The following is a 23,746-nucleotide window of genomic DNA, read 5'->3' as shown; positions in this document are numbered from 1 at the left end:
CCGGGGCATCCGCAGTGCCCCTGGCGGGCGGAGGCTGGCACAATACGCGCCATGAAACTCTGGTCCGCCTTTCTCAAGCTGGTGGCGATGCTGGCGCTGGCAGCGGCGCTGCTGGGCGCGCTGGCCGCCGTCGTGGCCAGCCGGCAGCTGCCGCCGCTCGACGCCCTCTACGCCTTCCGCCAGACCCCCGGCTACGTATCCATTGCGGACTTCCCGCCGCACCTGGCCCAGGCCGTGGTGGCGATCGAGGATGACCGCTTCTACCTGCACGACGGCATCGACTACGTGGGCGTGGTCCGCGCCGGCGTGGCCAACCTGTCCGACGACCTGTCGCAGGGCGCCTCGACCCTCACCATGCAGGTGGCGCGCAACTTCTTCCTGTCGCGCCAGAAGACCTATACGCGCAAGCTCTACGAGGCGCTGATGGCGTACCGCATCGAGCATGCCTTCAGCAAGGACGAGATCCTGGAGCTCTACCTGAACAAGGTCTACCTCGGCGAGGGCGCCAATGGCTTCGCCGAGGCCGCGCAGACCTATTTCGGCAAGCGGCTCGACCAACTCACGCTGGCCGAGTGCGCGATGCTGGCCGGGCTGCCCAAGGCGCCGTCGGCCAACAATCCGGTGGTCAACCCGCGCCGCGCGCGCCAGCGTCAGGCCTATATCCTGCAGCGCATGCTGGAGCTGGGCAAGATCTCGCGCGGCGACTACGACGCCGCCCTGCTGGAGCCGCTGCGGCTGCGCTAGCCGTTCAGGTTCCGGCTCCGATTCCGGTTCCGGTACCACTGGGCGGGGGCGTCGCCCGCGCCCCCTCGCCGCGCTACCAGCCCGCGCGGTAGCGTCCCACCGCCTCGCACACGATCGCATCCAGGCCCGGCGCATCGCCACGGTCCATGGCCTGCAGCAGCGCCTCGCGCATGCGCGGCGCCCAGAAGCGCTTGATGTGGCCGGCGATATCGGCCAGGGCCTCCTCCCGGTCGGGCATGGCTTCGAAGAAGCCGCCGATCTGGTTGGCCATCTTGATCAGGTTGTCGACATTCATGGGGATGGAAATAGCGATGGCAATAGCGATGGCAATGACAATGGCATGGCGGGCCGTGCGGTCGGCGCCACCTCAGCCCGCCTCCGCGCCGGCCGCCTGCAGCAGCTGCAACTGGCGCTCGTTGAAATCGCGGTACTGCTGCTGCCAGGCCGAGGGCTGCGCCACCGGCATCACCTGCACCGCGGTCACCTTGTATTCGGGACAGTTGGTGGCCCAGTCGGAGTTGTCGGTGGTGATCACGTTGGCGCCGGACTCGGGGAAGTGGAAGGTGGTGTAGACCACGCCCGGCTGCATGCGCTCGCTGACCAGCGCACGCAGCACCGTCTCGCCCGCGCGGCTGTGCACGCCGACCCAGTCGCCGTCGCGGATGCCGCGCTCCTGGGCGTCGTGCGGATGGATCTCCAGGCGGTCCTCGTCATGCCAGCGCACGTTGTCGGTGCGGCGCGTCTGCGCGCCGACGTTGTACTGCGACAGGATGCGCCCGGTGGTCAGGATCAGCGGATAGCGGCGGTTGACGCGTTCGCTGGTGGCCACGTAGCGGGTGATCATGAAGCGGCCCTTGCCGCGCACGAAGCCATCCACGTGCATGATCGGCGTGCCCTGCGGCGCGGCATCGTTGCAGGGCCACTGGAGGCTGCCCAGTTCGTCGAGCCGGTCGTAGCTGACGCCGTGGAAGGTGGGCGTGAGCCGCGCGATCTCGTCCATGATCTCGGACGGATGGCGGTAGTCCATGGCATAGCCCAGCGCATTGGACAGCAGCATGGTCACTTCCCAGTCGGCATAGCCGGCGCGCGGGCGCATCACCCGGCGCACGCGCGAGATGCGGCGCTCGGCATTGGTGAAGGTGCCGTCCTTTTCCAGGAAGGAGGAGCCGGGCAGGAAGACGTGGGCGTACTTGGCGGTCTCGTTGAGGAAGATGTCCTGCACCACGATGCATTCCATCGCCGACAGGGCCGCCGCCACGTGCTGGGTGTTGGGGTCGGACTGCACGATGTCCTCGCCCTGGCAGTACAGGCCCTTGAAGCTGCCGGCCAGCGCCGCCTCGAACATATTGGGGATGCGCAGGCCGGGTTCGGGCTGGATGTCGACGTTCCAGGCCGACTCGAACAGGCCGCGCGTGGTGGCGTCCGAGACATGGCGGTAGCCCGGCAGCTCATGCGGGAAGGAGCCCATGTCGCAGGAGCCCTGCACGTTGTTCTGGCCGCGCAGCGGATTCACGCCGACACCCTCGCGGCCGACGTTGCCGGTGGCCATGGCCAGGTTGGCGATGGCCATCACCGCGGTCGAGCCCTGCGCGTGTTCGGTCACGCCCAGGCCGTAGTAGATGGCGGCGTTGCCGCCGGTGGCATAGAGGCGCGCGGCGCCGCGCACGGTCTCGGCGGGCACGCCGGTGACATCGGCGGTCGCTTCCGGCGAGTTCTCCGGCAGGCTGGCGAAATCGCGCCACTGCTGGAAGGCGCGGTCCTCGCAGCGCGCGGCGATGAAGGCCTCGTCCAGCAGGCCCTCGGTGACGATCACGTGCGCCAGCGCGCTCAGCAGCGCGACATTGGTGCCGGGGCGCAGTTGCAGGTGGTAGTCGGCACGCACGTGCGGGGTCTCGACCAGGTCGATGCGGCGCGGATCGACCACGATCAGGCGGGCGCCGGCGCGCAGCCGTTTCTTCAGGCGCGAGCCGAACACCGGATGGCCGTCGGTCGGGTTGGCGCCGATCACCATCACCACGTCGGCCTTCTCGACGGAGCGGAAGGTCTGGGTGCCGGCCGACTCGCCCAGGGTCTGCTTGAGGCCGTAGCCGGTGGGCGAGTGGCACACGCGCGCGCAGGTGTCGACGTTGTTGTTGCCGAAGGCGGCGCGCACCAGCTTCTGTACCAGGTAGCCCTCCTCGTTGGTGCAGCGCGAGGAGACGATGCCGCCGATGGCATCGCGGCCGTGCTCGGCCTGGATGCGGCGGAACTGGCCGGCGGCGTAGGCGATGGCTTCCTCCCACGAGACCTCGCGCCACGGATCGGTGATGCGGGCGCGGATCATCGGCTTGAGCATGCGGTCCTGGTGGGTGGCGTAGCCCCAGGCGAAACGGCCCTTGACGCAGGCGTGGCCGTCGTTGGCCTGGCCGTCCTTGTACGGCACCATGCGCACCACTTCCTCGCCCTTGGTCTCGGCCTTGAAGGTACAGCCGACGCCGCAGTAGGCGCAGGTGGTGACGGTGCTGCGCTCGGCCTGGCCCAGGCGGATCAGCGAGGTCTCGGTCAGCGTGGCGGTGGGGCAGGCCTGCACGCAGGCGCCGCAGGACACGCAGTCCGAGTCCATGAAGCTGCCGCCGGTGCCCGCGGTGACGCGCGCCTCGAAGCCGCGCCCGCCGATGGTGAGGGCGAAGGTTCCCTGGGTTTCCTCGCAGGCACGCACGCAGCGGTTGCAGACGATGCACTTGGACGGGTCGTAGGTGAAGTACGGGTTCGACTCGTCCTTGGCCATGGCCGTATGGCTGGCGCCGTCGAAGCCGTAGCGCACCTCGCGCAGGCCGACCGCGCCGGCCATGTCCTGCAGCTCGCAGTTGCCGTTGGTGGGACAGGTGAGGCAATCGAGCGGGTGGTCGGAGATGTACAGCTCCATCACGCCGCGGCGCAGCTCGGCCAGCCTGGGGCTGTGGGTGCGCACCTTCATGCCGGCCTCGGCCGGCGTCGTGCAGGAGGCCGGATAGCCCCGCCGGCCCTCGATCTCCACCAGGCACAGGCGGCAGGAGCCGAACGGCTCCAGGCTGTCGGTGGCGCACAGCTTGGGCACCTGGGTGCCGGCTTCCATCGCGGCGCGCATCACCGACGTGCCTGCCGGGACGGTGACGGCGACGCCGTCGATTTCGAGGGTGACCTCACGCTCCGCTTCGCTGCGGGGCGTGCCGTAGTCGATGTCGTCGATCGATTTCATGCGTGTCTCGTGTTCCGTTCTCTGTGGCACTGGCCGGCCTCAGGCCGCGCGCTGCGCCCCGGCGTCGAGGCCGAAGTCCTCGGGGAAGGCATCCAGCGCCGACAGCACCGGATAGGGGGTCATGCCGCCCATCGCGCACAGCGAGCCGTTCAGCATGGTGTCGCACAGGTCGCGCAGCAGCACGGCCTGCTCGCGCCGGCCGGCGACCAGCTTGTCGATCACCTCGACACCGCGCGTGGAGCCGATCCGGCATGGCGTGCACTTGCCGCAGGATTCGATGGCGCAGAACTCCATGGCGTAGCGCGCCTGGCGTGCCATGTCGACGGTGTCGTCGAACACCACCACGCCACCGTGGCCCAGCACGCCGCCGAAGGCAGCATAGGCTTCGTAGTCGAGCGGCTCGTCGAAGCGGGCCTCGGGCAGGTAGGCGCCCAGCGGCCCGCCCACCTGCACTGCGCGGATCGGACGGCCGCTGCGCGTGCCGCCGCCGAAGTCCTCCAGCAGCTGGCGCAGCGTCAGGCCGAAGGCCTTCTCGACCAGGCCGCCCTGGCGCACGTTGCCGGCCAGCTGGAACGGCAGCGTGCCGCGCGAGCGGCCCATGCCGAAGTCGCGGTAGTAGGCGGCGCCGCGCGCCAGGATCACCGGCACCGTGGCCAGCGAGATCACGTTGTTGATCAGCGTGGGCTGGCCGAACAGGCCCTGCAGCGCCGGCAGCGGCGGCTTGGCGCGCACTACGCCGCGCTTGCCCTCCAGGCTCTCCAGCAGCGCGGTCTCCTCGCCGCAGACGTAGGCGCCGGCGCCCTTGCGCACCTCCAGGTGGAAACGCCGGCCGGAACCGCGGAGATCGTCGCCCAGCCAGCCCGACGCGGTGGCGATGGCGATGGCCGCCTCCAGCATGGCGATGGCGTGCGGGTACTCGGAGCGCACGTAGACGTAGCCCTGCTCCGCGCCCACCGCGAGGCCGGCGATGGTCATGCCCTCGATCAGCAGGAAGGGATCGCCTTCCATCACCATGCGGTCGGAGAAGGTGCCCGAATCGCCTTCGTCGGCGTTGCAGACCACGTACTTGAGCGGCGCCTGCGCGCCCAGCACGGTGTTCCATTTGATGCCGGTGGGAAAGGCCGCGCCACCACGGCCGCGCAGGCCGGAGTCGGTCACGGCCTGCACGATCTCACGCGGCGCCATGGCCAGCGCGCGCTCCAGGCCGGCATAGCCCTCGTGGGCTCGATAGTCGTCGAGCGAAAGCGGATCGGTGATGCCCACGCGCGCGAAGGTCAGCCGTTCCTGCTGCTTGAGGAAAGGAATCTCGCCGGTCGGCCCGAGCCCGAGGGGATGGGCCCCACCCTGCAGGAGGCCGGCCTCGAACAGCGCGGATACGTCGGCCGGAGCGACCGGACCGTAGGCCACCCGGCCCTGCGCGGTGGCCACCTCGACCAGCGGCTCCAGCCAGAACATGCCGCGCGAGCCATTGCGCACGATACGCACGGCTTCACCGCGTGCGGCAGCCTCGCGGGCGATGGCGGCGGCCACGGCGTCGGCGCCCACGGCGAGCGCGGCGGAGTCGCGCGGCACGTAGACGGTGACCGGCAGGCGGCCTGCCTCGAGGAATCGGTCTGCGCTCATGCCCCGCCCTCCCCGGCCTGCGCCGTGCGCGCGGCGTCCAGCAGCGCATCGAACCGTGCCGCGTCGACGCGGCCGTGCAGTTGCTCGCCGAGCATCATGGCCGGGCCGCTGGCACACAGGCCCAGGCAGTAGACCGGCTCCAGCGTGAAGGCGCCATCGGCGCTGGGCTGGTGGAAGGCGCAGCCCAGCACGCGCTGGGCGTGCGTGGCGAGCGCCTCGGCGCCGACCGCCTGGCAGGCCTCGGCGCGGCACAGTTGCACCACCTGCCCGGCCGGCGGTTGCTGGCGGAAATGGTGGTAGAAGGTGATCACGCCGTGCACCTCGGCACGCGACAGGTTGAGCGCGCGCGCCAGCAGCGGCACCGCCTCGTCCGGCACGTGGGAGAAGGCATCCTGCAGGGCGTGCAGCATCGGCAGCAGCGCACCCGGCCGCTGCCGGTGCGCGTCGATGAGGCGCGCGATCTGCGCGGCGCGCTCGCCATCGGGCTGGGGCACGGCGGCGAGCGAAGCCGGCGCGGCCGGCTGGGCGATGTCAGGCATGGGCATCCGTGGGCATGGGCAAGGCCGCGCCCGGAGCGCATCCGCGGCCAGTCGCTGGCGGGCTGGGAGCGGACCGGGAACGGGCTGGGTTGCGGCGGCCTTATATGCTATTTTTTTCATATTGCTCGTTCGAACCGAACGAGCAACGGCTGATTTTGCGACTATAGGCAGCCAACTGTGCTCTATCAATAGGCTTTTTATTTCATAAACGACATGCTTCGCATCGCCATCCACCCCCAGCTGCAGCTCCGCGAGGAACACGGCGACACACGCGCGCCGCTGGATATCTCACGGCTGGTCGCCTTGCTGGACGCCATCGAGGCGAGCGGCAGCATCCGCAGCTCGGCCGAGTCGGTGGAGCTGTCCTACCGCTATGCCTGGGGCATCCTGCGCGACGCGGAGGCGCTGTTCGGCGGGGCGCTGATCGAGAAGACGCGCGGGCGCGGCAGCGTGCTGACACCGCTGGCGCAGCAGCTGGTGTGGGCCAGCAAGCGCATCGGCGCGCGCCTGTCGCCGACGCTGGAGAGCCTGGCCTCGGAACTGGAGATCGAACTCGACAAGCTGGTGCGCGCCGCCGATCCCGCGGTACGCCTGCACGCCAGCCACGGTTTCGCCGTGGCGGCGCTGCGCGAATTCCTCGACGAGCACCATGTGCGCCATGACCTGAAGTACTGCGGCAGCCTGGAAGCGGTGGCGGCGCTGGCCTCAGGCGGCTGCGACATCGCCGGCTTCCACGTGCCGGTCGGTGAGTTCGAGGCGCCCGTGCTGGCCCGCTTCCGCGCCTGGCTGCGGGCGGACACGCACTGCCTGGTGCACCTGGCCGTGCGCACCCAGGGATTGTTCGTCGAAGCCGGCAATCCGCGGCGGATCGTGGGGCTGGAGGACCTGTGCCGCCCCGGCGTGCGCTTCGTCAACCGGCAGGAGGGCTCCGGCACGCGCCTGCTGCTCGACCTGCTGCTGCAGGCGCGCGGCATCGCGCCCGCGCGCATCGACGGCTACCGCAACGGTGAGTTCACCCATGCGGCGGTGGCCGCCTATATCGGCAGCGGCATGGCGGACGTGGGCTTCGGCGTGGAAACCGCCGCGCGCCGCTTCGGCCTCGGCTTCGTGCCGGTGCTCAAGGAGCGCTACTTCTTCGCCATCGAACAAAAGATGCTGCAGACGCCGGCCCTGGCGCGCGCCGTCTCGGCGCTGCGCAGCGACAGCTTCCGCGAACGCGTGGACGCCCTGCCCGGCTACGACGCGACGCTGACAGGCACGGTGCTGACGCTGGAGCAGGCATTCGCGGGATATGAGGGGAGCGGGGGATAGCGGCGGGATGCGCCTGAGCCGATCGAGAGAGCCAACGGGTATCGCCAACGCCATCGGCCAAGCATAGTGTCTCGGCTCCCTCTCCCCGCACGGGGAGAGGTTTGGGGAGAGGGGTGGTTTAGCAAGGCGCCACGCAGAATCGAAGCCGTTCAAGAATGAAGCCGACGGTGTGATCCCGACCACCGCGGCCAGCCGGCGCCTGCCCTCTCCCCCAGCCCCTCTCCCGCAAGCGGGAGAGGGGAGCAACCCGGCGCGGCGCGAACCCGATCGCGCCGGCCTTCTCGTTCAATACACTTCCGGCACGATCATCGTGGCCGGCACCGGCAGGCGCACGTAGTCCTTGCGCCGCTCGCGCGCGGGCAGCACCACTTCCGCGTGCTCGACGTCGACGTAGGGCATCTGGCCCAGCAGGTGGTGGATGCAGTTCAGGCGCGCGCGCCGCTTGTCGACGGCCTGCACCACCCACCATGGCGCTTCGGCGATGTGCGTGCGTTCGAGCATCACTTCCTTGGCGCGCGTGTAGTCTTCCCAGCGCCGGCGCGATTCCAGGTCCATCGGGCTCAGCTTCCACTGCTTGAGCGGGTCATGGATGCGGCTGAGGAAGCGCAGGTGCTGCTCGTCGTCCGAGATCGAGAACCAGTACTTGATGACCTGGATGCCGGAGCGCACCAGCATGCGCTCGAATTCGGGCACGGAGCGGAAGAACTCTTCGTACTGCTCGTCGGTGCAGAAGCCCATCACGCGCTCGACGCCGGCGCGGTTGTACCAGCTGCGGTCGAACAGCACCATTTCGCCGGCGGCCGGCAGGTGCGAGACGTAGCGCTGGAAGTACCACTGGGTGCGCTCGCGGTCGTTGGGCGCCGGCAGCGCCGCCACGCGGCATACGCGCGGATTGAGGCGCTGCGTGATGCGCTTGATCACGCCGCCCTTGCCGGCGGCGTCGCGCCCTTCGAACAGGATCACCACCTTGTGGCCGCTGGACACCACCCAGTTCTGCAGCTTGACCAGCTCACCCTGCAGGCGGAACAGCTCGTGGAAATACTGGTGCCGGGCCTCGCGCTCGGCTTCGTCCGGTCCGGCGCCGGCATCGCTGAGCGACTCCGGCAGCCGGTCTTCGAGCTCCAGCTCGATTTCCTCGTCGTAGTGGTCGGCCAGCTCCCGATAGATGCGCCGGATCAGTGCGTCTTCGTTTTGTTCCATATTGTTCTCCCAGAGATGCCGTCGGGCCTCCGCCGATGCTAAGCGACGCAGATGGCAGGCGCGTGACGCAGGCGCGGCTCCATCGGCTCAACCCGCGCTGCGGCGGAAGGCCCAGCGGCCCGCCAATACCGTGAAGGTGGCCACCAGCACCACCAGGATCCAGAAACCGTGCGGGTGGTCGCCCAGCGGGATGCCGCCCACGTTCATGCCGAAGAAGCCGGCCACGATATTGATGGGCAGCGCCAGCACGGTGACCAGGGTCAGGGTGAACAGCGTGCGGTTGGTCTGCTCGTTGAGCGCGGCGGCGATCTCTTCCTGCAGCAGCTTGATGCGCTCGACCAGCGCGGCGAGGTCGTTGAGCACCAGCGAGAATTCTTCGGTGGAGGCGCGCAACTCCAGCAGGTCGTCCTCGCGCGCCCACTCGGGCGGCCGGTTCAGCAGGCGGAACAGCGCGCCGGGCTCGGGCGCCAGCAGGCGCTGCAGCCGCACCAGGCCGCGCCGCATGGCGCCCAGCGCGGACCGGTTGCCCTGCAGCCGCTGCGACAGCAACTGGTCTTCGATCTTGTCGACGTTGGCGCTGGTCTCGCGCACGATCTGCACCAGCACGTCGGCCTGGTCGCGGAACAGGTGCACCAGCGCATCCAGCGGCGAGCGGAAACGCTCGCCGGCACGCACCGAGGCGCGCAGCCGGTCGACCGAGCGCAGCGGCCTGGCGCGCGCGGTCACCAGCAGCCGGCGGTCGGCGCAGGCCCACAGGGTGGAGATATCGGTCGAGACCACGCCGAAGTTGTAGATGACGTCGTTGACCACGGCCAGCAGCGTGGATTCGAGCCGTTCGATACGGGTCGAGCTGGAACCCTGGCGCAGCGCTTCGAAGAAGGCCTCCGGCAGGCCCAGGGTGGTGCGCAGCCAGCGCTCGCAGGCGCTGTGCGACAGGTTGAAATGCAGCCAGACGAAGTCCTGCGCTGCCTCGTCGCCTGTCGCTGCGCCCTGCTCCGCAGCCTGCGGCACCGCGCCGGCTTCCTTGAGCCAGGCCACGGCGGCCGCGGAGTCGATCTCTGCGCCGGGCTGGCCGGCGCGGAAGCGGAAACCACTGACCAGACCTACCGGGTCCGAGCCATAGTTGGATTCGACCAGGCCAGCATGCATTGCGACATATCCGGAAAACGCGATATGCAACCTTAGCACGAGCCGATGACGGCGCGAACGCCGTGGCGGCGCCTCCCGCCCCGCTCAGCCGAGCCAGCCCTCTTGCAGCAGTTCCGCCGCATGCAGCACCGTGCGCATATGGGTGGTGTGTGCCAGGCGGAAGGCAGCGCCGTAGACGGTCTGGTCCGGGAACTCGGTCACCAGCGTGAACGGCACGGTGGAACGGTGGTCCTCCATCAGCATGCAGGGGATGCCGTGGCGCGCCGCGAACGGCAGTTCGCCCGCATGCGCGTCCCACACGGCGAGCTGCGCGGCGTTGAACGCGGCCAGCTCCGGATCGGCCGCCAGCCGGGCGGCGAGCGTGTCCAGGAAGGCCGTGCCATCGAGGCCGGCGTGGTAGCGCAGGATCAGGAAAAAGCCCTTGGGGATGGTCCACTGGCTGAAACCATGCGGCACGTAGCCGTTCAGCGGCCGCGTCCACTCGTGCGCCGGGTAGCCGTGCAGGCTCAGGTGCAGGCGCGCCGAAGTCCGCGCGATGGCTTCGAGGCGGGCGCCCTTCTCGCCGTACGGCGGCGCCTGGCGTGCCTCGAGGTCGTCGCCCAGCGCGGTGTAGCGCGCGGCATGCAGCATGTGGCGCGCATGGTCCTGGCGCAGGCGCTGGTGCAGCGCCGCGCCATCGGGATTCTCGCTGGCGACCACGGCGAAGTGGGCACCGCGCTGCTTGAGCGCCTGCGCAGCACGCAGTGCGCCCACCACGCCCGAGGTCTCGTTGGCATGCTGGCCGCCGGTCACCACCAGCGCCGGCCCGGCGCCCGCGAAGTAGGCTCCGCGCACCGGCCTGCCCTGCGTCGACGCGTACAGGAAGGGCTCGCCGCCGAGCGCCGCCATGGCCGCGTCGGCCTGTGCCGGCGTGAGCGGCGCGATCGCCGCCGCCAGCCCGCCCGGCGCGGCCTCGGCGGGTACCGGCACGGATGCCGGCGCGGGCTCCGGCGCGGCGGGCGCCAGCGGCAGCACGGACACGCGCACGCGGGTGTCGCCGCTGCCGGCGCGCAGCAGCGGCACGATCTGGCCGGGTTGCAGGGTGCGGTCGCCGTCGGGCTTGCCGGCGCGCTGCTGGAACCCGGCCAGGATGGCGAAATAGAACTCCTCGTGCAGGGCCTCGCGCGTGCTCAGGCACTCGTCCTGCCAGGGCAGGCGCCGCTCGATGCCGCCGGTTTCCACCTCGATCTGCAAGGTGCCGAAGTACGGCGCCGCCGCGGGCCAGGCATGCGCGCCGACCGCCGCCATCACGGCCTGGTAGGCCTGCTCGAACTCGGTCTCGAGCGGCCCGTCCTCGACCAGCGCCTCCCCCTCCCAGACGCGCAGCCAGCCGCACGAGCCGCCTTGCGCACCGGCACGGTGCGGCACGAAGACGTGCTGCACCTGCCCGTCGACGTCCACTTCGTACGCCAGCGGCAGCTCGCCCGGCACGAAACTCAGCGCGGTGTCCGGCAACAGCGCGGCAAGCGGATACGCTTCGAGGCGGAAGCGGGCGAAGTCGCCCGCCGGCGTGCGCACCGTCACACGGCGCGGCCGCACCGGCGCCACCGTCTCGAGGAAATGGTGCAGCAGCGGCTTGTAGGCGCTGTACAAGCGCGCCTCGGTACCGCTGCCCGCCAGGACTGCCTCGGCCTCGCGGCGGGCCGCCTCGTCCTCGAACAGCCAGGCCTCGACGCGCGTGGCGGGACGCTGCGCGAAGCGGGCCAGCAGCACGTCCAGCGTGCGCGGAATCGTGGTATCCAACAGCAGGGTCATGCACGGTCTCCCGGCGGTGCCGGCCGGCGGCCCATCCGCCGGTTTGCGCGCCTCCCGCCGCTGCGGCCGATTTTAGGCCGGCTCCCTATAATCCGGCCATTGAATCCGCGTCATGTTCGATATGCGAGAGTGGCATGAACCTGCATGATCTCGAAGCCTTCGTGGCCGTGGTGGAGACCGGCTCCATCGTGGGCGCCTCGGCCCGCCTGCACCTGACCCAGCCGGGCATCACCCGGCGCGTGCAAAGCCTGGAGGAGCGGCTGGGCGCGGTCCTGCTCGACCGCCAGGCCAAGCCGCTGCGTCCCACCGGGGCCGGACGCACCGCCTACGAGCACGGGCGCCGCGTGCTGCACGCGGTCGAGGCGCTGCGCGGCGGCGTGTCCGGCGAACAGGATGCCGCCGGCGAGTTCCGCCTCGGCATCACGCCCTACCTGTCGGAAGTCGCACTGGCGGCACCGCTCGACCGCCTGCACCGGACCTTTCCACGCCTTGACCTGCGCGTGCAGTCGGGCTGGCCGGAGGCGCTGGCCGAGCAGTGCCGGCGCCACGAGATCGACGCGGCCGCCTTCTGCCTGCCCGAAGGGGCACCGCTGCCGGCCGGCCTGGAAGCCTGCGACCTGGGCGGCCAGCCCGTGCTGGTGGTGGCCGCGCGCGAACTGCCGCTGCCGGCCGACCCGTCACTGGCGGACCTGGCCGAGCAGGCCTGGGTGCTGAACCCCGACGGCTGCGGCTTCCGCAGCGCGATCCGCCAGCGGCTGGCAGCGGCCGGGCTGCCGCTGCGGGTCGGCATCGAAGCCCATGCCAACGAACTGCGCCTGTCGCTGGTGGCGCGCGGGCTCGGCCTGGGGCTCACCACCGCGGCGGCGCTGGCGGACAGCGCCTGGCTGCCGGCGCTGCGCGTGGTGACGGTGCGGGACTTCCAGCCGCGCGTGCGGGCCTGGCTGGTGCATCGCGAAACGCCGGGGCGGCTGGCGCCGCCGCTGCGCGAACTGCGCGCGGCGCTGGCCGAGGCGCTCGACGAGGCCGCCTGAGCGCCGCCTGAGCGCCGCCTGAGCGCGGCGTCAGCGCCGGATCAACGCGCCGCCTACAGCTCGCCCCAGGCCACCAGGATGCGCTGGATGCGGCGTGCGTAGTCGTCGCGCTGGCCTGGCGACTCGGAGTGATAGGCGCCGATGGCGCGCCAGGTGTTGCCGTACTTGACCATCTTCTGCTTGAGCAGCCAGGCGGCCACGTAGATGTTGACGCAGGCATCGGTCAGGGCCTGCCGCGGCACGCCGTAGCGCGCCAGGGTGCCGAAGTGGACCGAGTTGATCTGCGCCTGGCCGACGTCGACCGAGCCGTTGGTATTGCGGTGCACGACCGCGGGATCGCCCTTCGATTCGTGCCAGGCGATCGCGCGCAGGACCAAGGGATTGACGCCCTGGTAGACCCCGGCCTGCTCGAAGCAGTCGCCGGCGTGGGCGGACAAGCTCCATAGCGAGGCGGACAAGGACAGGGCCAGGGCTGCCGCGCAGGCGGCGCGGCGCGGTAATCGACGGTGCGTGGACTCGGGCCGGGACGGCGCTGCGCAGGGCATGATGGTCGGGCTCCAGGATCGGCGGGTGGCGGGAATGGTGTGGCGCATCGGATGCTCGGCGCGGCTCGGCGCGGCTCAGCGCTTGAGCGCCTGCTCGAGCTGCTGTTCGATGCCGGCCAGGTAGGCATGCGATGCCTCCGACACCACCAGGCGTGGCGCCGGCACGGCAGCCGGCTTGCGCACCAGCGCCACGGGCAGCAGCACCGGAGCGCGCCGCTTGCGGCCTTGCGCGTGCGCCGAAGACGGCGCGGGCTCCGCGCCATCGTCCGGCGCCGCTGCGGTGCCGGCGGGCAGCAGGGACATCGACGGCAGCGGCGGATAGACACGGTCCGGCGCCGCGCCATCGGCCGGCGCGGCCACGGCAGGCCGCCACAGCGTCAGGCAGGCGGCAAGCGCAAGCATGGGGAAACGCAGGGATACGAAGACGCGAGGCATCGGCGGGACTCCGGTCACTCGGCGATGCGGATCGCCACGCTATAGGGCTGGCCCGCGCCGACGGTGAGGTTTTCCAGGCGCACGCGCGTCGCCGCACGTGCCGGCACGCCGGCCCACAAGGCCTGGTTCAGGTAAGGGAAATCCTGGCCCAGCGCGCTCACCAGGATGGTCGCGGGCTGCTTCTGCGCGGCCGCCAGCGCGCCCGCCTTGCCCAGCACGGCGGTGAGCTGCGGGTCATGCGCGCCCAGCGCGTCAGGGGGCAGGGCAAAGCGGAAGACCTCGCTGCCACGCTTGGCGCCCTCCGGCGCCTCGCCGGGCAGCTGGGCGCAGCCTGCCATGGCCAGCAGCGCGGCAGCGCCCGCCAGCCACACGGGCCCCGGCAGCCGCGGGCGGCGCGGCCACCCGGCCGCGCGGCAGGCATCGGCGCCACAGACATTGGAAATGCGATTTGCGTCCATCACTTGATCCGACCCGTTGAATGCGGGCGTACTGTACAAGCCGGGCCCACGCGCCAAAACGGGGAATTGGCCGGCATTCCCCGGCTTTCATTGCGGATCGGAAGCGGATGGCTGCAATTCATGACAGCGGCATCACATTGCCACTGTCATGCGTACACGCTGCACAGGCGCCATGAACGGCACTTGCGCATGGCGCGCAGGCAGCGGGAACCACATTCAAGGGGGCGGCAGTGATGCCGGCGCTACTGCCTGCAGCCTGTCACGCGGCAGCGCCGCGCACGCGCGCTGGCAGGCTGGCGCGGCGCTGCCGCCGGCCTTAGTGTCGGCACCATACAACGCGCCGGGGCTCGCCCGCAGGCGCCAAGGGAACTGCACGACCTGGATCGAGCAACCGCCGGGCACGGCGGTTGCTCGGCGGATGCTCCGCGTTGATGGCGGCCAGCATCGCGCTGCCGACTGGTTGTCGATCTGGCTCAGCACCGACGGCGGAAGGATGACACCGAGGACATTGCCCACCGCGAACGCCCGCACTATCCGCCGGGAACCACCCGCATGGCGAACCATGCCCAGGCGAACGCCGTGACGTCGCCCGGCATGCTGGGAGAGGCGGCAGGCTGGGGCTGCCCGCGCCCTGCACGCGCCCTGCACGCGCCCTGCCCGAGCCCTACCCGCGCCCGAGCAGCGCCAGCAAACGCTCGAAGAAAACGTGCGCGGCGGCGATCTGCGACTTGTCGATGAACTCGTCGGCCGTATGCGCCTGGGCGATATCCCCCGGGCCGCAGAGGATCGCGGGAATGCCGGCCTGCTGGTAGAGCCCGCCCTCGGTGGTGAAGGCGACGTGCCGGCCGGGCCGCGCACCCGCCTGCAGCGCCATGGCGGCGACACCGTTCGCGCCGTCTGCCGGCGCGAGCGCGGGAACCGAGGTCCGCCGCTCGATGCGCACGCTGGCGTCGGCCACCCTGGACCGCATCTCCCGCTCGATCGCCGCTGCCGTGTCGAGGATCGGCGCCATCACCGCCTCCGGATCGGTCGATGGCAGGAAGCGGAGATCGAAATCGAACTCCGCCGTCTCCGGGATGACATTGTTGGCGTGGCCGGCCATCATGCGGCAGGGCGCCATGGTCGAATACGGCACGTAGAAGCCGTCGTCGTGCTCGGTCTGCCGCAGCAGGTCCGCGCGCTCGCCCACCGCGCCGACGATCCGGCTGGCGGCAAGCAGCGCATTGACGCCGGCGCCGGACAGCGACGAGTGCGCCGCCTGGCCGTGCACATGGCAGCGGTAGGCCTGGCGTCCCTTGTGCGCGCGCACCACCTGCATGGCGGTGGGCTCCCCCACGATGCAGGCCGATGGCCGTATGCGCGCCGCCGCCAGGTCTTCGATCAGCCTGCGCACGCCGAGGCAGCCGATCTCTTCGTCATAGGTCAGGGCGATATGCAGGGGCTGGCCCAGCCGGCTCAGGTCGGCCGCTTCGACCGCTTCGACCGCGCCGAGCAGGCTGGCAATGAAGCCCTTCATATCGCATGTTCCGCGCCCATAGAAGCGCTGCGCATCCTCGGTGAGCTCGAATGCCGGCCGGCTCCACGCCTGTCCGGCCACGGGCACGACATCCGTGTGGCCCGACAGCAGCAGCCCGCCGTCCCCGGCTCCGATCGACGCGAACAGATTGGCGCGCGCCCCATCCTGCGACTTGCTGTAGAAGGTGCGGAAGCCCGACCGGGCCAGCGCCGCCTCCACGCATTCGAGCAGCGCCAGGTTCGAGTCGCTGCCCGATACGGTCTTGAAGCCGATCAGGGTCTTCAGCCAGTATCGCGTGCGCTCCGGGACTGTCTCCTCCGTCCTGCTCATTCTGTCTCCTCGTCAGCTTGCCGGTGCCAGGGCTTGCGCCGGGGACATGCCTCGCCTTCGTCCCCGCGCGCCGGTCCTCAGATGCGCCCGTCGTACGCCTTGCGCGGGATGTGGCAGCAGATCACGCTGAAGCAATCCGCCTCCAGGCTCTGGCCGATCGCATGCTCCAGTTCGTCTCTGGACCGGACGTCGAAGCCGAGGCCGCCCAGCACGCGCCCGACCGCGGCGAAGTCGGTGCCGGCGAAGTCCACGCCAAGGTTCTCCTGCCCGTTGGCGCGCTGCTTGATCTCGATCAGCGAGAGCGACTCGTCCGCGAAGACAAAGACGATGACCGGCGTCTGCGCGTCGCGGGCGGTGGCCAGCTCGCCCAGTGTCATTTCCAGGCAGGCATCGCCGGTGAATACCGCGACCGCGCGCGCCGGATCGGCGAGCTTGGCGCCGATGCCCAGCGGCAGCGAACAGCCCATGGTGCACAGGCCGGACGACTGCATCAGGCCGCGCGGCTCATAGCATTTCCAGCTCTGGCTGAGCAGGATCCGGTGCGCGCCGCTGTCGACCGAGGCCACGGTATCGTCGGGAAGGACGCGCCGCGCCACGTCGACGATCGCGCCCGGCCCCCACGTTTCATCAGTGCGGCAGATCGCGGCAAGCGCGCCGACGATGGTGCCGACCTCCGCCGCGGACCAGGTCGAGGCGCGCCGGATCCCGCTGCGCAGCTTGCGCAGGCCTTCCTTGATACTGCCCACGAAGGTGTGGGAAGCCTGGTGCATATAGTGCGTGTTGCGCGTCGCCGAGAACTCCACCACCCGCTGGTCCGCACCCCATACATTGCGCCAGTTCACGCGCATCTCGATGGGGTCGTAGCCGGCCAGCAATACCAGGTCCGCTTCCTGGATCAGCGGCAGCAGCACCTTGTCGGCCATGGGCGACAAGCCCGCGCCGCCGATGACGAAGCCATGGCGCTCGTCGACGATGCCCTTGGCCTTGTAGGTGGTGATCAGCGGGATGCCCAGTTCCTCCACCAGCGCGCGCACTTCATCCTGCGCGCCGTGATGCAGCGCCTCGACGCCGGCGATCATCACCGGGCGCTTCGCCGCGGCCAGCCACTGCCTGGCTTCCTCGAAGGCCGGCGAGTCCGCGGGAACGCTCGGCGCCGGAACGGCGCGCCGGCTGCCGGCCGTGGGCTTCGCCGGCTGCACGGCCACCGAGATCGGCACGTCGATATGCACCGGCCCCGGCGGGTCGTCCATGGCGATCGCAATGGCCTTGTCGATGATGGCCTCGGCCGCCTCCGCCGTCATGCGCAGCGAGGCCTTGGTGATGGGGCGCATGAGCTGGGCGTGGTCGAACACCTGGTGCGTGTAGGTCGCCGCTTCGCTTTCGTCGACGCAGCCGGTGAGGAAGAGCATGGGCACGCGGTCCTGCCAGGCGTTCGCCACCACGTTCACGGCATTGGCCACGCCGGGCCCCAGGGTCGCGACCAGCACGCCCGGCGCGCCGTCGCGGTGATGAACGCCTTCGGCCATGAAGCCGCCCGCGTTCTCGTGCTTGACGAGGGTGAACCTGACGCCGGCCTGGTCGAGCCCCTGCATCACGGCAAGCACCTCACCGCCAGGGATGCCGAATGCGCGGCGACAACCGGCGGCGTGGAGACGTTGGCCAATCAATTCAGACACAGTGGTCATGATGAAGCATCCTCGAGGTAGGACAGGCAGTCCGGTTGATACAGTCGATAAGAGTGAAGGCGCGGCGCCGAGCGCGACCAGGGGCCAGCGGCCGGCGGTCGGCGCGCCGGCCTATTGCAGCCGCTCGGTGGCTGCCTTGATCCGCGCTGCCGCGCTCTCCAGCTTGTCTTCCGAGGTGGCGTAGGAGAGGCGCATGAAGCCTGGCATGCCGAAGCCCGACCCCGGCACGACGGCGACGCCATGCTGCAGCAGATAGGCGGCGAAATCCACGTCATTGGCGATGCGGCCGCCGTCCGCCCTGGACCTGCCGATGAAGGCCCGCACATCGGGGAAGAGATAGAAGGCCCCTTCCGGCCGCGGCGTGCGCAGCCCTTCGATGTGCGCGAAGCGCTCGAGCAGCAGGTCGCGCCTGGCCTGGAAGGCGGCACACCGCCGCCGCACCTCGTCCTGCGGGCCTTTCAGCGCGGCCACGGCCGCGGCCTGCGAAACCGAGGACGTGTGCGAATTCACCTGCATCTGGATCTTCGTCATCGCCTCGATCAGCGGCTTGGGCCCGCATGCGAAGCCGACGCGCCACCCGGTCATGGCATAGGCCTTGGACACGCCGTTGACGGTCAGGATGCGGTCCTTCAGATCCGGCGCGATGTTCGCCAGGGTCGAGAACACGGCGCCATCGAACAGGATGTGCTCGTAGATGTCGTCGGCCAGGATAAAGAAGGACTGGTTGGGACTGCGCCGCAGCACGGCGCAGAACGCCTCCATCTGCGCACGCGTGTAGGCCGTGCCGCTGGGATTGCTCGGCGAATTCAGGATCAGCCATTTCGTGCGCGCGGTGATGGCCGCCTCCAGCTCTTCCGGCTGCATCGCATAGCCCTGCGCGGGGCTGGTCCGGATCGGCTTGAGCACGCCGCCATGCATGGTGACGATGTCGCCGTACGATGCCCAGTAAGGTGCCGGGATCAGGACCTCGTCGCCCGGATTCAGCGTGGCGAGCATCGCCTGGTAGATCACCTGCTTGCCGCCGCAGCCGACGCTGATCTCGCCGGGGGTAGTGTGGATGCCATTCTCGCGCCGGAACTTCTCCACGATCGCCTCTCTCAGCCTCACCGTGCCGTTGATCGGCGTATAGCGGGTCTGGCCATCGGCGATGGCCTTGACAGCGGCCTCGCCCACGTGCGGCGGGGTGGGGAAGTCGGGCTCGCCGAGCGTCATGTCGACCACGTCCTGGCCGGCGGCGACGGCGCGTCGGCTCAGTTCCGCCATTTCCTGGATGGGCGAGGGTCGCAGCGACGCCATCATTGTCGAAAACATGATCTTCAAACTCTCCATGGTTCTGCAGCAGGAATCGGTCCGGGACCGGGCTGGAAGCGATCTGGGCGATCGGATGGAACACAGTCTAGAATTCAAGTCCGTCACACTCAATTGAGAATGAACTCAATGCCAGACATCGCCCAAAGCACGCCGACGCTGCGCCAGCTCGAGCTCTTTCTCTCGCTGGCCTCTTCCGACGGAATCGCCAGTGCCGGCGCGCGGCTGGGCATGACGCCCTCCGCCACCAGCCATGCGCTGCGCGCGCTCGAAACGGTGCTCGGGACCGCAGTGGTCGACCGCAATGGGAGCCACCTGGCGCTAACCCATGCAGGACAGCTGATCCTGCCCCATGTGCGCGATGTCTTCATGGCCCTGCACCTGGTGCAGACGACCGCCGCCGCCAGCGCGGGGCTGAAGACGGGGAAGCTGCGCATCGGCTCCTTCGGTCCCAGCTCTTCGCTGAACCTGCTGCCGCCGCTGCTGGAGAAGTTCAAGGCGCGCTATCCGGGTATCGAGGTCTATGTCACCGAGAAGCCGGATGCGGAGATCGAGCAGGACCTGGTGGAGAAACGCATCGAGATCGGCGTGGTGACGCTGCCCAAGGCGCAGTTCGACACCCATCCCCTCGCGGTCGATGAATTCGTCGCGGTACTGCCGGAGCAGCACCCGCTGGCCGCGCGCTCGACGGTCTCGCTGAAGGATCTCGCCGCCTATCCCCTGGTCCTGACCCACGCGGGTTCCCAGGAGCTGGTCTCGCGGCTGTTCGCGCGTTCCGAGATACGCCCCACGGTGACGCACGAGCTGTCCCAGCTGCTGTCGATCCTGGAATTCGTGGCGCGCGGGCAAGGCGTGTCCATCATCGCCGCGCTGGCCGCGCCGGCCAGGTTCGAGGGCGTGGTGTACCGCAGCCTCGCGCCGCGCGCGTCGCGCCGCATCGGCCTGGCATGCCTGAGCGAGAAGCGCCTCTCGCCCGCGGCGTGGGCGCTGTGGCAGCAGGCGAAGACGCTGCCGGCGAAGAAGACGGCCTGAGGCCTGCGCAGCGCGCTCCGGCGCGCCGCGACGTCCGGCTTACCGCGCCAGGTACCCCTGCCTGGTCTGCGGCAGCTTCATGCCCAGGATGCTCCCGGCCACCTGCGTCCGCAGGATCTGCGCGGTCCCGCCGGCGATGGTGAACATCCTGGCGTCGCGCACGTGCCGCTCCATCGGCAGGTGGCGGCCGTAGCCCGAGGAGCCGTGGACCTGCAGGGCATCGCTGGCGACCTTGTTGGCGGTCTCGGCGGCGAAGATCTTGGCGCGGGCGGCCATGGCGATGTCGGGGAAATCTGCGCCGCTGCATGCGGCCGCGTGCAGCAGCAGGCGGGCGGCCTCGAGCTGGATCGACATATCGCTGATCATCCACTGGAGGCCCTGGAACTCCGCGATCGGGCGTCCGAACTGCTCGCGGGATTTCGCATAGGCCACGGCCTCTTCATAGGCCCCTTGGGCGATGCCCAATGCCACCGTGCCGGCACCGACGCGCTGCGCGTTGTAGGCGTTCATCAGGGCCGCGAAGCCGCGCTGCAGCCCGCCCGGCGGCACCACCAGCATGGATTTGTGGAGCTTGAGGTCGTGGAACTCGAGATGGGTTTCCGGAATGCCCCGCACCCCCATCGCATACAGCCGCCGGCCCACCACCAGGCCCTGCGGGCTGTCGCCGTCGCGCATGCAGAGGAAGGCGCCGATACCCTGCTCGATGCCATCGTCGAAGACGCGGGCAAAGATGAGATGCAGCCGGGACACGCCGCCGCCGGTGATCCAGTACTTCTCGCCGTTGAGGATGTAGTGATCGCCCAGGCGGTCCGCGCGCGTCGTCATCTCGCTGGCCGCGCTGCCGGCGTTCGGCTCGGAGATGCAGATGGCCGGCTTGTCGCCGCCGAGCACGGCCTCGGCCGCGAGCCGGCGCTGCGCGTCGGTGCCGTAGCGCATGATGGCGCCGATCGCGCCCAGGTTGGCCTCGACCGTGATGCGCCCCATGGTGGCGCAGGCCTTGGCCATCTCCTCGATCACGATGACGGTGTCGTGATAGCTGCGGCCCTGCCCGCCGAGCGCCTTGGGGATCGTCATCCCCATGAAGCCCTCGGCGCGCAGGCGCTCGACATTCGCCCACGGATAGGCCTCCGTCTCGTCGGTGGCGGCGGCGGTGGGGGCGAACACGCCCTGCGCGAGCTCGCGCGCCCTGCCCTGAAGTGCCTTCTGTTGTGCGGTGAGTTCGAACATGTCTTCTCCTGCGGCGTCGTCTTCGCCTTCGCCTTCGTTTTCGTTTTCGTCTTCGTCTTCGTCTTCGTCTTCGTCTTCGTCTTCGTGTCAGTCAGGCAGCCAGTCGCTCAGGATCGCGCGGCGATGCTCGTCCAGCCGCGGCGGCAGCCTGCGGTAGGTCGCCGGTGTGCGCGACAGCTTCAGCGGGTTGGCCAGCAGCCTGACATGTCCATCGCCGGCCCACTCGCACGGCACGCGGACCTCGGCCCCGCGTGCCTTGACATGGGGATCGCCGAAGACTTCCTCGAGGTTGTTCACGGGGCCGCACGGCACGCCGGCCGCTTCCAGCGCCGCCAGCCAGTCGGCCCGCCCGCGCCGGCCCAGCGCGGCGGCGACCCGCTCGCACAGCGCCTCCCGATGCGCGACGCGCGCCGGATTGGTGCTGAACCTGGCATCGCACGTCAACGGCACCAGGTCGGCTACGCGGCAGAAGCGCTCGAACTGCGCATCGTTGCCCACGGCAAGGATCATCGGCGCATCGGCGGTGTCGAAGACCTGGTAGGGAACGATGTTCGGATGGCCGTTGCCCAGGCGCCGCGGCAGCTTCCCGTCGGCCAGGTAGTTGGTGGCGCCGTTGACCAGCCAGGCGATCTGCGCATCGAGCAGGGAGATGTCGATATGCTGGCCTTCGCCATGCTGGTTCCGATGATGCAGCGCTGCCAGGATCCCGACCGCCGCATACATTCCCGTCATCACATCCGCAATACCGACACCGACCTTCATCGGCTGCCCCTCGGGCTCGCCTGTCAGGCTCATGATGCCGCCCATGCCCTGGATCAGGAAATCGTAGCCGGGCCGCTCCGCATAGGGCCCCGTCTGGCCGAAGCCGGTAATGGAGCAATAGACCAGCCTGGGATACCGCTCCCTGAGCTGCTCGTAGGACAGGCCGTAGCGGGCGAGGCCGCCGACCTTGTAGTTCTCCACCAGGACGTCAGCGCGCTCCAGCAAGCGGTGGATCAGGGCCCGGTCCTCGTCGCACGCCAGGTCCAGCGCGATCGAGCGCTTGTTGCGGTTGGCGCTCAGGTAGTAGGCGCTCTCGTCGGTCGGGTTGCCGTTCGCATCCTGGATATAGGGCGGGCCCCACTTGCGCGTGTCATCGCCCTCGCCGGGCCGCTCCACCTTGACGACATCGGCACCGAGATCGCCCAGCAGTTGCGTCGCGCTCGGGCCCGCGAGGATCCGTGACAGATCCAGTACCCGGATGCCGGCCAGGGCCATCTGCTCCATGGCGCCGGTCATCTGGCACCCCGCGTCGAACCGCTATCCCGGTGTGCGCCGCCGGCGCGGCGCTGGCCAGCGGCTTCTCTCACTGCTCGTCGCACGGTGTCCCTCCGTTTATCAGCCTGCGACGATTCTAGAAATCAACTGTGGTCAAGCTCAATTGAATTGCGCCGCAAGTCGGGACGACGCGATGCGCCAACACCAATCGCCAAGCACGAGGTCTTGGCTCCCTCTCCCCGCACGGGGAGAAGGTGGGGGAGAGGGGTGGTTCAGCAAAGTGCCACGCATGGCGAAGCCGTCGGTGTGGTCCAGCACGCGAGCATAGAGACGAAGCCGACGGGGTGATCCAGGCCGCCGCGGCCGGCCAGCGCCTGCCCCCGGCAGCTTCTGCGCAGATCGACGGACTTCTGGAGACAATCGAATGGAGATACCGGAAGATGCGCGCCTGCAGTCAAACTGCGACCTCAGCCACGGCAGGCCCCGGAGCGTGCCGGAGCACAAACAAAAAGCCCCGGAATCTCCGGGGCTTCGATGCGCTGTCTTGCCGAGGGCGTGAACAGCCTCTCGGACAGGCAGCCGTCAGGTAAGGCAGACGGCATTGCCAAGGATTGGCATGCACGTGTCTCGCGGGCCGCTGGCGGCCCGTGAGACACCGGCGGCAATCAGCCGGCGAAGTTCTGGCCGACGAATTCCCAGTTGACCAGGTTCCAGAATGCCTCGACGTACTTCGGACGGGCATTGCGGTAGTCGATGTAGTAGGCGTGTTCCCACACGTCGCAGGTCAGCAGCGGCTTGGCGTCGGTGGTCAGCGGGGTGGCGGCGTTCGAGGTCGAGACCAGGTCCAGCGAACCGTCGGCCTTCTTGACCAGCCAGGCCCAGCCCGAACCGAAGGTGCCCACGGCGGTCTTGGTGAACTCTTCCTTGAACTTGTCGAAGCTGCCCCACTTGGCGTTGATGGCGTCGGCCAGCGCGCCGGCCGGAGCGCCGCCGCCCTTGGGCGACAGGCCGTTGAAATAGAAGGTGTGGTTCCAGACCTGGGCGGCGTTGTTGAAGATACCGCCGGACGACTTCTTGACGATCTCTTCCAGCGTGGCGTTCTCGAACTCGGTGCCCTTGATCAGGTTGTTCAGGTTCGTGACGTAGGTCTGGTGATGCTTGTCATGATGGAACTCCAGGGTCTCCTTCGAGATGTGCGGAGCGAGCGCATCATGTGCGTAGGGAAGCGGGGGGAGAGTATGTTCCATTGTTCTGTCTCTGCGGGTTGTGGGTCAGGAATAAAAGATTGTAGGGGACTTGCCAGACCCGCGCAAACGCACCCGGCAATGCCCCTGCGTCCCTATCC

The 23,746-nt window shown here is 69.5% G+C and carries 20 protein-coding genes; 4 read left to right on the top strand and 16 right to left on the bottom strand.

The features are described from left to right. The first annotated feature begins 51 nt into the window (after positions 1-51). Complete coding sequence (locus tag BKK81_RS05810; RefSeq protein WP_071011310.1) at positions 52-744, top strand: transglycosylase domain-containing protein; 693 nt, start codon at positions 52-54, stop codon at positions 742-744. Between the two features lie 73 nt (positions 745-817). Here the strand turns inward: BKK81_RS05810 and BKK81_RS05805 are convergent, their stop codons facing one another. From BKK81_RS05805 to BKK81_RS05790, 4 genes are all read right to left on the bottom strand, one after another. Then, entirely contained in the window at positions 818-1,039 is a 222-nt protein-coding gene (locus BKK81_RS05805; protein ID WP_071011309.1) for a formate dehydrogenase subunit delta, read from the bottom strand. A 72-nt stretch (positions 1,040-1,111) separates the two neighbouring features. Next, positions 1,112-3,961, bottom strand: coding sequence for a formate dehydrogenase subunit alpha (fdhF, locus tag BKK81_RS05800; RefSeq protein WP_071011307.1), 2,850 nt, complete (start codon positions 3,959-3,961; stop codon positions 1,112-1,114). A gap of 39 nt (positions 3,962-4,000) precedes the next feature. Further along, positions 4,001-5,584, bottom strand: coding sequence for a formate dehydrogenase beta subunit (locus BKK81_RS05795; protein WP_071011306.1), 1,584 nt, complete (start codon positions 5,582-5,584; stop codon positions 4,001-4,003). Next, positions 5,581-6,123: a formate dehydrogenase subunit gamma gene (locus BKK81_RS05790; protein ID WP_071016108.1), complete on the bottom strand. Its 543-nt coding sequence runs from the start codon at positions 6,121-6,123 to the stop codon at positions 5,581-5,583. Before BKK81_RS05790 ends, BKK81_RS05795 begins: the two co-directional genes overlap by 4 nt. Positions 6,124-6,336: 213 nt before the next feature. Here BKK81_RS05790 and BKK81_RS05785 point away from each other — a divergent pair, with 213 nt between their 5' ends. Further along, complete coding sequence (locus tag BKK81_RS05785) at positions 6,337-7,434, top strand: substrate-binding domain-containing protein (RefSeq protein ID WP_071011304.1); 1,098 nt, start codon at positions 6,337-6,339, stop codon at positions 7,432-7,434. A 285-nt stretch (positions 7,435-7,719) separates the two neighbouring features. On the opposite strand, the gene ppk2 is transcribed toward BKK81_RS05785, so the two are convergent. The 3 genes from ppk2 to BKK81_RS05770 all read right to left on the bottom strand — a co-directional run bounded on the left by ppk2 (position 7,720) and on the right by BKK81_RS05770 (position 11,577). Further along, positions 7,720-8,634, bottom strand: a complete 915-nt coding sequence (gene ppk2, locus BKK81_RS05780) for a polyphosphate kinase 2 (protein ID WP_071011303.1) — start codon at positions 8,632-8,634, stop codon at positions 7,720-7,722. Positions 8,635-8,721: 87 nt separating this feature from the next. Next, a complete protein-coding gene (locus BKK81_RS05775; protein ID WP_071011301.1) occupies positions 8,722-9,783 on the bottom strand; it encodes a transporter in 1,062 nt (353 codons plus the stop codon). A gap of 84 nt (positions 9,784-9,867) precedes the next feature. Continuing rightward, entirely contained in the window at positions 9,868-11,577 is a 1,710-nt protein-coding gene (locus BKK81_RS05770) for a hypothetical protein (protein WP_071011299.1), read from the bottom strand. 134 nt (positions 11,578-11,711) lie between these two features. On the opposite strand from BKK81_RS05770, the gene BKK81_RS05765 reads away from it, so the two are divergent. Continuing rightward, positions 11,712-12,608 (top strand): LysR family transcriptional regulator, encoded by an 897-nt coding sequence (locus BKK81_RS05765; protein WP_071011297.1) that lies wholly within the window; start codon positions 11,712-11,714, stop codon positions 12,606-12,608. Between the two features lie 53 nt (positions 12,609-12,661). On the opposite strand, the gene BKK81_RS05760 is transcribed toward BKK81_RS05765, so the two are convergent. The 6 genes from BKK81_RS05760 to BKK81_RS05735 all read right to left on the bottom strand — a co-directional run bounded on the left by BKK81_RS05760 (position 12,662) and on the right by BKK81_RS05735 (position 18,888). Then, the gene (locus BKK81_RS05760; protein WP_083383956.1) at positions 12,662-13,153 is read right to left on the bottom strand and encodes a lytic transglycosylase domain-containing protein; all 492 of its coding nucleotides are present in this window, start codon (positions 13,151-13,153) and stop codon (positions 12,662-12,664) included. A gap of 75 nt (positions 13,154-13,228) precedes the next feature. Then, a complete protein-coding gene (locus tag BKK81_RS05755; RefSeq protein WP_071011296.1) occupies positions 13,229-13,588 on the bottom strand; it encodes a hypothetical protein in 360 nt (119 codons plus the stop codon). Between the two features lie 14 nt (positions 13,589-13,602). After that, entirely contained in the window at positions 13,603-13,926 is a 324-nt protein-coding gene (locus BKK81_RS05750; RefSeq protein WP_071016104.1) for a hypothetical protein, read from the bottom strand. Between the two features lie 784 nt (positions 13,927-14,710). Then, positions 14,711-15,892 (bottom strand): acetylornithine deacetylase, encoded by a 1,182-nt coding sequence (gene argE / locus BKK81_RS05745; protein WP_071011294.1) that lies wholly within the window; start codon positions 15,890-15,892, stop codon positions 14,711-14,713. Positions 15,893-15,969: 77 nt separating this feature from the next. After that, a complete protein-coding gene (locus BKK81_RS05740) occupies positions 15,970-17,577 on the bottom strand; it encodes a thiamine pyrophosphate-binding protein (protein WP_071011293.1) in 1,608 nt (535 codons plus the stop codon). 111 nt (positions 17,578-17,688) lie between these two features. Then, entirely contained in the window at positions 17,689-18,888 is a 1,200-nt protein-coding gene (locus BKK81_RS05735) for a pyridoxal phosphate-dependent aminotransferase (RefSeq protein WP_071016102.1), read from the bottom strand. A 126-nt stretch (positions 18,889-19,014) separates the two neighbouring features. On the opposite strand from BKK81_RS05735, the gene BKK81_RS05730 reads away from it, so the two are divergent. After that, on the top strand, positions 19,015-19,917 hold the full coding sequence (locus BKK81_RS05730; RefSeq protein WP_071011291.1) for a LysR family transcriptional regulator: 903 nt from the start codon (positions 19,015-19,017) through the stop codon (positions 19,915-19,917). A 39-nt stretch (positions 19,918-19,956) separates the two neighbouring features. On the opposite strand, the gene acdA is transcribed toward BKK81_RS05730, so the two are convergent. From acdA to sodB, 3 genes are all read right to left on the bottom strand, one after another. Next, positions 19,957-21,144, bottom strand: a complete 1,188-nt coding sequence (gene acdA / locus BKK81_RS05725; protein WP_071011290.1) for a 3-sulfinopropanoyl-CoA desulfinase — start codon at positions 21,142-21,144, stop codon at positions 19,957-19,959. Between the two features lie 87 nt (positions 21,145-21,231). Continuing rightward, entirely contained in the window at positions 21,232-22,422 is a 1,191-nt protein-coding gene (locus tag BKK81_RS05720) for a CaiB/BaiF CoA transferase family protein (protein ID WP_071011289.1), read from the bottom strand. Positions 22,423-23,066: 644 nt separating this feature from the next. Next, on the bottom strand, positions 23,067-23,648 hold the full coding sequence (gene sodB / locus BKK81_RS05715; RefSeq protein ID WP_071011287.1) for a superoxide dismutase [Fe]: 582 nt from the start codon (positions 23,646-23,648) through the stop codon (positions 23,067-23,069). Between the last annotated feature and the right edge of the window lie 98 nt (positions 23,649-23,746).

This window comes from Cupriavidus sp. USMAHM13 (assembly GCF_001854285.1).
In the GTDB taxonomy this organism is placed as follows: Bacteria; Pseudomonadota; Gammaproteobacteria; order Burkholderiales; family Burkholderiaceae; genus Cupriavidus; species Cupriavidus malaysiensis.
The sequence above is the reverse complement of the archived record's forward strand: the minus strand, read 5'-3'. Positions and strand labels throughout refer to the sequence as shown.